We start from the raw sequence: 8,301 nt of genomic DNA, 5'->3' as shown, positions 1-8,301 counted from the left end.
GGTTCATCGCAAGGCTGGCACCCGGCGAACACGTCCTGGTTGCCGTCGACCGGCGCAACGGCGGCCGCCACGACGTGACCATCCGCGTGGAGCAACGCTAGCCCTGCTTGGCGAGGGCGATCGCCGCGTCGTCAAGGATCCGCCACTCGCCCTCGTCGAGATCGTCCGGCAACGCGAGCCGTCCGACCGCCACCCGCTTGAGGCCGGTCACATGGTTGCCCGCCGCGGCGAACATCCGGCGGATCTGGTGGTAGCGGCCTTCCTCGATGGTGATGCGCGCCTCCTTCTCGCCGAGCACCTCGAGCTGCGCCGGCCGCAGCGGCTGGTCCTCGCCGCGGAGCACCAGTTCGCCGCTGCCGAACAGCTCCGCTTCGTGCCCTTCCAACGGCCGGTCGAGCGCGACCTCATAGGTCTTCGGGACATGGTGCTTCGGGCTGATCAGCCGGTGCAGGAGCTGGCCGTCGTCGGTCATCAGCAGCAGGCCGGTCGTGTCCTTGTCGAGCCGGCCAACCGGGCTCAGCACGGGATTGCGCAGCGCGAAGCGGGCCGGCAGCAGGTCGTAGATGGTGTCGCCCGGGTCCTCGGTGCTGCAGGTGTAACCCGCCGGTTTGTGGAACAGGATCGTCAGCGGCGCGGGCGGATCGAGCGGTTCGCCCTGGAACAGGACCTTGCCGTGGGGCGGCGAGTCCTTGGTCCCCAGCACCTTGCCGTCGAGGTCGGTGGCGTGGCCCTTGCGCAGGTGGCGTTCGACCTGGGTGCGCGACCCGTAGCCCAGGTTGGCGAGCAGTTTGACCAGTTTCATCGTCGTGGAAATCCGTCGCCCACGGTGGATGGCAACCGCTTCTCGGCGAACAGGAGCTTGTAGGTGCCTTCCTCGACCGGCTTGCGCCAGACCAATCCGAGCGCCTCCAGCTCCGCCTCGTAGGGCAGCTGCCGGTTCGCCACCAGCAACAGGCGCCCGCCGGTGCGCAGCGCTCCGGTCGCCGCGCGCAGGAACTGGCGGCCGAGCGCGATGTCGGTGTTGTTGCCGCTGTGGAAGGGCGGGTTGCTGACCACCACCTCATACTTGCCGGGCAGGCCCGCGGCCACGTCGTGCCAGTGGAAGTGCGCGAGCGGGCTGGTCACGTTCCGGCGCGCGCAGGCGAGGGCCCGGGCATCCGCCTCGAACAGGTGAAGGGCTTTCAAGCCGGGGCACTTCTCCAGCAGGACCTGCGAGAGGTAGCCCCAGCCCGCCCCGAGATCCGCGGCCGTGCCGCGGAGGTTCGACGGCAGGTGCTCCGCCAGCAAGGCCGAGCCCGGATCGACGTGTTCGGTGCTGAACACGCCGGCTTCCACGATGAACGTCGTATCTGCCACGGTCCGCGGCTCGCCGAGCCGCCGCCATTCGTCCAGCAACGCCTGGTCGCGGCCGCTGTCTTTCACCGCATGGAAGGCGCGGCACTTGTTCTTCTGCAGCGAGCGGATGTTGCCCGCGGCCTTGCCGAGTTCCTTCTCGAAGCGCGAGGCACCGGAGAGGTTGGACATCGCCACCACCAGGACACCGCCCTCGTCCAACAGCTCGAAACCCCGCGCGAAAGCCGCCAGCGCCTCGTCGCGCGACTTGCCCGGCAACACCAGCACCAGCGGCCAGCGGCCCGTGGGCTCGTCGACCCGCGGCAAGCCCGCCCGCTCCCAGGCATCGGCCAGCGGCTTGAACGGCTGCCAGCCCGTCACCCCGGGCCATTCCCGCAATGCCGGATGCGGTTCCGCACCCAGGAACAGGGCGCGCTCCGGGATCTCGATCTCTCCTTTCGAGAAGGGCAGCAACAGGGTCTCCAGGGCCGGGCTCACGCCGCGGACAATGCAACGCCGGCGCGCGAGATGCGAAGCAGGAAAAGCACGCCGGTCGCGAGCCTGCGCCCTTGAGCCTGGCCGGACCATCGCCTAGCCTCCGCCCGTGAGCGTTTCGGAGATCCTCGAAATCTGCCAGGCCCTGCCGCCCGACAAGCGCGAGGCGGTGGCCGATTTCGCCCGTTTCCTGCTCTCCCGGGAAAAAGACCTGGTCTGGGAAGCCCAGCTCGCCGATTCGAAGCCACGCATCCGCCCGGAACCCACGAGTCCGAAGGACGATGCCCCGTTTGACAGTCATCGCATCCTGCCGGACGCCACACCCGCCAAAGGAGAACCGGGACCATTCGGTACCGTGATCCACCCCGAGCGTCCTTGATCGCGGGGGCCCGTCACCGAACCAGGCGCCAATCTCCGATGTGGCATTGGGAGCTTCCGGCCGCTATCGATGAGGCGTGAACCCCGCCGTCTTCCTGCCGCCTGCCGCCGCGCTGCTTGTCGTCGCCCTCTGGATCGGGCCCCAGCGGGCGGAGATCCGCGACATCGAACACCGCAACGAGGTACTCAGGTCGCGGATCGACTCCGCCCACCTGGCACGCAGCGAGGAGAGCGATCCCTCGCTGGCGGCGAAATTGAAGCAAAAGGAGACCGCAGGCTCGGAGGGAATCGACTGGATCAAATTCGCCGGCATGCAGGACCGCCGCGGCGGGATGGCCGACATGCGGGCGATGCTGAAGATGCAGGAGTCCCTGTTCGCGCTGAGCGCCGACGAACTGCTCGCCGGCCTGGAGGAGATCGCCGCGCTCGACCTGCCCGACCGGAAGAAGGACCAACTGGTGCAAGCGGTGATCGGTGTCTTGGCGCAGAAGGATCCCGAGCTCACCCTGGACCGCTTCGCCGACCGCCTGCGGGACGGCGACGGCGGCATGAACTGGCAACTGGCCGAGGCGTTCAACCGCTGGATCGACAAGGACAGCGCCGCGGCGACCGCGTGGATGGACCGGCAGATCGAGGCGGGGACCTTCGAGAGCAAGTCGCTCGACGGCCGCAGCGACAACCGGCGGAACTTCGAGGCGGCGCTGCTGAACCACCTGATCTCGACCGATCCCGCCGCCGCGGCTGCCCGCCTGGCCGCCATCCCGGAAGAGCAGCGCGAGAGCGTTTTCACCCAAGGCCGGTTTTCCCAGCTCAAGCCGGGCACCGAGAAGGTCGTGGCCGGATTGATCCGCGACAGCCTGCCGGAAGACCAGCAGGCCGGCACGCTGGCCGGCATCTCCGGCCAGATCTTCCATCGGAGCGGACTCGAGGGAACCGGCGACTTCCTCCGCGAGATCGATGCCACCCCGGGCGAGCGCTCCGCGATCGTCAACGCCGCCCTGAACATGCAGCTGAACCGCGATCCGGAAGCCGCGGCCGACATCGAGGCCACCCGCGCCTGGATCGAGAAGCAAGCCCCCGACAACGTCGAGCGCCTGACCGGCGAGCAGCTCGGCCGCCTGACCCGCTCGCACGACTTTTCCGAGATGGCCGCCAAGGCGCTGGAATACCAGCAGGCGAGCGGCAGCGACGACGTGCTGGTCGGCTTCATCGAGAGCCGACCCAGCGGCAGCTATGAAGAAATGACGGAGCTGACGGAAAAAATCGCGGATCCGGAGCTGCGGGAAAAGGTCAATAGCCAGTTCTCGAAAATTCCCAACCGTACCCAGGCGATCGAAACCACCCGCTGATTCCCCCCCATGAAGATCTCCTTCGCTCTCGCCGCCCTGATCCTCGCCGTTGCTTCGGTCTTCGGCTGGAAGGACCACCAATCCCTGAGCGCCGCCCGGGAAACCCATGAATCGCTTTCCCGTGAAGCCCGCGCGCTGGGCCTTGACCCCTCCGCCCCGGCCGGTGAGGACGACCTTTCCGTCGTGACCAAGCTCACCCGCGAGGGCGGCGGCGACCGCGACGCCGAGGCCAAGGCCTTTGCTGCCGACCTGATCGCCTTCGCGGTGGAAATGGATGCCTTGGAAAAGAGCGGCAAACAGCCCGACGAGGGCATGCAGAAGCGCATCCTCGACATGATGGAACGGATGGGCCGGCTCGACGTTGCCCAGATCAAGACCCTGGTGGCAGAGCTCCGCGCTGACACCGTCCTCAACGACGAGATGCGGCGGAACCTCACCGGTTTCGCGGTGATGTCCTTGGCGGAGAACCATCCGCAGGCGGCGCTCGCGCTGTTCACGGAAACCTCCGACCTCTTCGAGCAAAACGGCATGAGCCAGCACGTCGTCTCCAGCGCCCTCCAGAAATGGGCGGAAGACGACCCGATGGGCGCGCTCGAATGGGTCAAGGCGAACGCCGCGAAGCACCCGGAAATGATCAACGATCAGGCGAAGCGCTCCATCCTCACCGGTGCTGCCCGCCAGGATCCCCGGCTCGCCTTCCAGTTGCTGGAGGAGCTGGACCTTGGCGGAGGCATGGTCGGCAACAGCATCGCCAACGCCGCGGCGACCCCCTCCGAACGGACCGCGGTGCTGGCCGCCCTGCGCGATCACCTGAAGAACGTCACCGACCCGCAAGCGCGTGAAAACCTCCTTTCCTCCACCCTGGGCACGATGTGCCAGCAGGCGATTTCCGATGGTTTCGAAGCCGGCATCGCGTGGTTGGACTCCGCTTCCTTCAGTCCCGAGGAAACGGAAACCTTCGCCGACGGCATCAACCTGTGGCAAGCGCGGGAGGACACCGGGAAATGGATCAACTGGCTGGAAGGCCAGGTCCCGCAGGACCAGCTGGCCCGGAAGGTCGACAACCTGATGCGTGACTGGACCACCAACGACTACATGGCCGCGGGCGAGTGGCTCAACACCGCCGCCGAAGGTCCTGCCAAGCAGACGGCGGTGGAGTCCTATGCCAAGACCCTCGCCCCCTACGAACCCGCCGTTGCCGCCCGATGGGCGCTGACGCTGCCCGAAGGTGCCGTCCGCGACCAGCTCGTCCGCGAGGTCCACGACCAGTGGAAGAACAAGGACGAAGCCGCCGCCGCCGAGTTTGCCGAGCAGCAAGGGCTCAATGAATGATTTTCGGCCCCATCCCGAGGAACCGGCCGCCACAACTCGAATTGCGCTGTCGATATTCGCCATCGCACCCCTCGTCCCGGCCTGATAGAGACAACAAGACAGACCGGCATGCCCCCGACCGAGAAAGCCCGCAACTTGTTGATCGTCGATGATCACCCGATCATCGTGGTCGCGGTCAAATCGCTGATTGAAACCAAGCTCCAGGGATATGAGCCCCATTCGGCCAACACCCGGGAAGAAGCTCTGGAGTTGGCGCGGGTGCTGGAGCCGGATCTCGCCGTGGTCGATGTCATGTTGCCGGACGGCGACGGGCTCGAGTTGATCCGCCAGATCAAGGAGATTTCCCCGAACTGCCGGGTGCTGGTCTTCAGCATGCAGTGCGAACTCCGCTACGGCCCGCGCGCTTTCAGGGCCGGGGCCAACGGCTACCTGATGAAGGGCGACAAGGTGTCGACCGTGGTCGAGGCGCTCGAGAAGATCGAGGCCGGCGGCGTCTACAGTTCCCCCGCCCTGGCCGACGAGATGATGCGGAGTTGGGGAAAAGAGCCGACCGAAGGCATCGACAAGGTGACCGACCGCGAACTCGAGGTGTTCCGGTTGATCGGCGAGGGCCACTCGACGAAGGAAATTTCCGGCATCCTGAAGATCAGCAGCAAGACCGTGGACAGTCACCGCGAGAACCTGAAGAACAAACTCGGCTGCGCCAACGGGACTGAACTCCTGTTACAGGCCCGCGACTGGCTGAGTTCGTCGAAACGGAACGACAGGAACTAAGTCAGGCAAATCTCGGATGGCGGGCCGCGGGAACTTCTGTTAGCAAGGCGGACGAATCCCCCCGCCGATGATCCCCTACACCGAGCGAGATACCGACCTGAATTTCCGCCCCCCCTATCGGATCACCGGCGTCGAAGGGCTGGCGGCGGTGCGGCGGATCCACATGCGGGAAACCCAGCAGTGGCTGGACGACACCCTGAACTGGCGGCCGGATGAACGGGAGCCGTCACCGGAGTTCACCGCGCTGCCCTTCGCCTTCGTGGTGTTCATGAAAATGGCCTCGATGCGCTCGCTCGACCCGCTCCACGAGGATTGGGGCGCGGTCTCGGAATCCGAGATGGTGGTGACCCTGCCGGTGGTGGCCTGGGACAACCGCGGGCTGCCAAGCCTCCCGACCTTGAAGTTCTATCCGATCGTCCTCTGCCTCGATTCCTCGCCGGCCATGATCAGCGGCCGCGAGGTGTTCGGCTTCCCGAAGATACTCGGCGAGGTCGACATCGGCCCCGAGGGCGGCGAGGCGCGCTGCGAGGTGGCGGTGCGACCGGGGGATCCGGTGACCCACCGCAACCGGCGGCTGCTGAAGCTGGCTCGGATCCAGGACGGGCCGGCCGCTGCCCCGCCGGCCAGCTATGGCGGCGGCCTGGTCGAGATGGTGAAGGACGAGCTGCTCGCCGATTTCGACGAGCTCTGGCTGGATCACCTCGCCCACCGCAAGTTGCTGCGCGGGGTGCTCAACAAGGGCCTCGAGTGGCTGGTCGACCAGCTGGGGTCGCTGGAGGTCACCCAGGAGTTCGTCTTTCTCAAGCAGTTCCGCGATGTCGCACGTCCGGCGGAGGCCTGTCACCGGTCGGTCGCGACCAGCGCCTTGACCTTTTCCAACCTCACCGAGTTGATGCGCGAATCCGGCGAGTGGGAACTCGACGTGCCGGAACTCCGCAGCAGCGACCTGCTGAACCGCATCGGCCTCGAGTCGGGCCCGATCGGCGCCCCGCTGCGGTCGGCCTTCAACTTCGACTTGTCCCTTGGAACGCAACTCTGGTCCACCTGATCCAACCATGCCCGGAACCGAAACCACCCCGGCCGTCCAAGGCTGGGAAATCTGGCAGAACCTCGAGGACGGCTCGTGCAGCCGCCTGCCCGGCACGGCTCCCGAAGACGCGGACCTGCTGAAGGTGCTGCTGGCGAACGCGGTCCGCGCGCTGACCGAAAAACCGGAGGCCCTGCTGGCGCTGCGGTCGGGGCGAGGCGGTGACGACGAGCCGGCCGAACGGCTGCTGGCAGGGCTCGCCGCGATGGGTCTGGACGGCCTGATCATGGACGAAAGGAGCGCCGGCCTGCTGCCGCCCCCCTATCGCACCGAACGCATCGGCTTCCTGCCCGGCATCCTCGCCGAGCCGTTTTGCGCCCACCGCCTGGAAATCGAGCAGGCCCCGGCGGCAAGCGTCACCCCGCCGGCGCGGGGGCAGCTGTGGGAAGAGATCCTGCGAACCATCGACCATGGCGACAGCCCGCAGCGCTTCCAACAGGTCAGCATCGCCGGACCTGCCGGGGCCGGGAAGTCGCACGTCATCAATGCCACCGCCGCCTGGCTGGCCGCCCGGGGCACATCGGTGGCGCGCGTGTCCTGCCTGCCTTCGGATGTCCCCGGGACCTTCGCGCCGTGGCGGTCGCTGCTGGCCCAGACCGGCGGCGACGGCCTCGCCGCCGCGGCTTCGGACTTTGGCGCCGAGCTGACCCTCGACCCGATCCTGGTGAAGAACCTGGTGGAGTTCCTGGCCGGGTCGGGCCTGACCGATGGCGAGGGCGACGGCGGCTTGTCGCCGCTCCAGTACAAGGACATCCTTCCTGAATTCATCGCCGCCGTGCTGGTCCGCCTGACCACGGGCAAAACGACGGCGCTGGTGATCGACGACATCCAGTGGATGGACGAAGGCAGCCACGAGGTCCTCGAAGCCCTGAACCGCGCGGAGCCGCCGCTGCTGGTGGTGCTGGGCCGGCGCGGCCAGCCCGCGACCGGCGACCTGGCGCTGGGACCGATGTCGCCGGAGGAACACCGCAAGCTGCTGGCGGAGCTCTCGGGCTACGAGGAGATCACCGACGGGCTCAACTCCGAGATCCATCGTATTTCCGGCGGCCTGCCGCTGGTCTCGCGGGAGGCCTTCGCGGTGATGGGCAAGCGCCGGCGGCTGCTGAACATGGGCCGCACCCTCGACCTCGCCCCCGCGGCCAAAGGAACGGGCGGCACACGCGACCAGCGAGAGATGGCGCTGACCGAACGCTTCCGCGACCTCTCGCCGCGGCTGCGGACCCTGCTCGGCGCCTGCGCGATCTGGCGCGAGCCGTTCTCCCGCGAGCAAGCAAAGACGACCACCATCGCCTGCCACCCTGACATCGACTTCGCGGAGTGCTGGGAGTCGTCGCTGCTGGGGGAATTCATTGTCGCCGCCCCGGGCGTGCCGGGGAAGTTCGCCTTCTACCACGACCTGCTGCGCGAGGCCGCGTTGTCCTTGATGGGCGACCGCGAGCGCGCTGTCGGCCACGGCGCGGCGCTCGAGTGGATGACCGCGCAACCGCCGAAATCGATCTCGCCGGCCGAGGCGGGCTTCCACGCCCGGGAGTCGGGCCGCGACGCGATCGCGGT

At 67.5% G+C, this 8,301-nt stretch carries 8 protein-coding genes; 6 read left to right on the top strand and 2 right to left on the bottom strand.

From position 1 onward, the window contains the following. Positions 1 to 97 precede the first annotated feature (97 nt). Positions 98 to 802 carry a pseudouridine synthase gene (locus IG178_RS16025; RefSeq protein WP_193213581.1) on the bottom strand — a complete coding sequence of 235 codons (705 nt, stop codon included), beginning with the start codon at positions 800 to 802 and terminating at the stop codon, positions 98 to 100. Beyond that, complete coding sequence (locus IG178_RS16020) at positions 799 to 1,830, bottom strand: methyltransferase (RefSeq protein ID WP_193213580.1); 1,032 nt, start codon at positions 1,828 to 1,830, stop codon at positions 799 to 801. Before IG178_RS16020 ends, IG178_RS16025 begins: the two co-directional genes overlap by 4 nt. Before the next feature lie 106 nt (positions 1,831 to 1,936). Between IG178_RS16020 and IG178_RS16015 the strand changes: the two genes are divergently transcribed. The 6 genes from IG178_RS16015 to IG178_RS15990 form a co-directional block, all read left to right on the top strand. After that, positions 1,937 to 2,206 (top strand): hypothetical protein, encoded by a 270-nt coding sequence (locus IG178_RS16015; protein ID WP_193213579.1) that lies wholly within the window; start codon positions 1,937 to 1,939, stop codon positions 2,204 to 2,206. Between the two features lie 76 nt (positions 2,207 to 2,282). Then, on the top strand, positions 2,283 to 3,554 hold the full coding sequence (locus IG178_RS16010) for a hypothetical protein (protein WP_193213578.1): 1,272 nt from the start codon (positions 2,283 to 2,285) through the stop codon (positions 3,552 to 3,554). Between the two features lie 9 nt (positions 3,555 to 3,563). Further along, positions 3,564 to 4,886 (top strand): hypothetical protein, encoded by a 1,323-nt coding sequence (locus tag IG178_RS16005; protein WP_193213577.1) that lies wholly within the window; start codon positions 3,564 to 3,566, stop codon positions 4,884 to 4,886. A gap of 108 nt (positions 4,887 to 4,994) precedes the next feature. After that, positions 4,995 to 5,660: a response regulator gene (locus tag IG178_RS16000; RefSeq protein WP_193213576.1), complete on the top strand. Its 666-nt coding sequence runs from the start codon at positions 4,995 to 4,997 to the stop codon at positions 5,658 to 5,660. 67 nt (positions 5,661 to 5,727) lie between these two features. Further along, positions 5,728 to 6,708, top strand: a complete 981-nt coding sequence (locus tag IG178_RS15995; protein WP_193213575.1) for an acetoacetate decarboxylase family protein — start codon at positions 5,728 to 5,730, stop codon at positions 6,706 to 6,708. 7 nt (positions 6,709 to 6,715) lie between these two features. Further along, a partial coding sequence (locus IG178_RS15990) for an AAA family ATPase (RefSeq protein WP_193213574.1) occupies positions 6,716 to 8,301 on the top strand: 1,586 nt, incomplete at its 3' end.

Source organism: Neoluteolibacter marinus (genome assembly GCF_014904755.1).
Taxonomy (GTDB): domain Bacteria; phylum Verrucomicrobiota; class Verrucomicrobiia; order Verrucomicrobiales; family Akkermansiaceae; genus Haloferula; species Haloferula marina.
This window is presented reverse-complemented; position numbering and strand designations above follow the sequence as displayed.

Excerpts from the sequence above, each read along its gene's own strand:
- IG178_RS16025 (WP_193213581.1), bottom strand. The coding sequence starts at position 802 with ATGAAACTGGTCAAACTGCTCGCCAACCTGGGCTACGGGTCGCGCACC.
- IG178_RS16005 (WP_193213577.1), top strand. The coding sequence starts at position 3,564 with ATGAAGATCTCCTTCGCTCTCGCCGCCCTGATCCTCGCCGTTGCTTCG.
- IG178_RS16000 (WP_193213576.1), top strand. The coding sequence starts at position 4,995 with ATGCCCCCGACCGAGAAAGCCCGCAACTTGTTGATCGTCGATGATCAC.
- IG178_RS15995 (WP_193213575.1), top strand. The coding sequence starts at position 5,728 with ATGATCCCCTACACCGAGCGAGATACCGACCTGAATTTCCGCCCCCCC.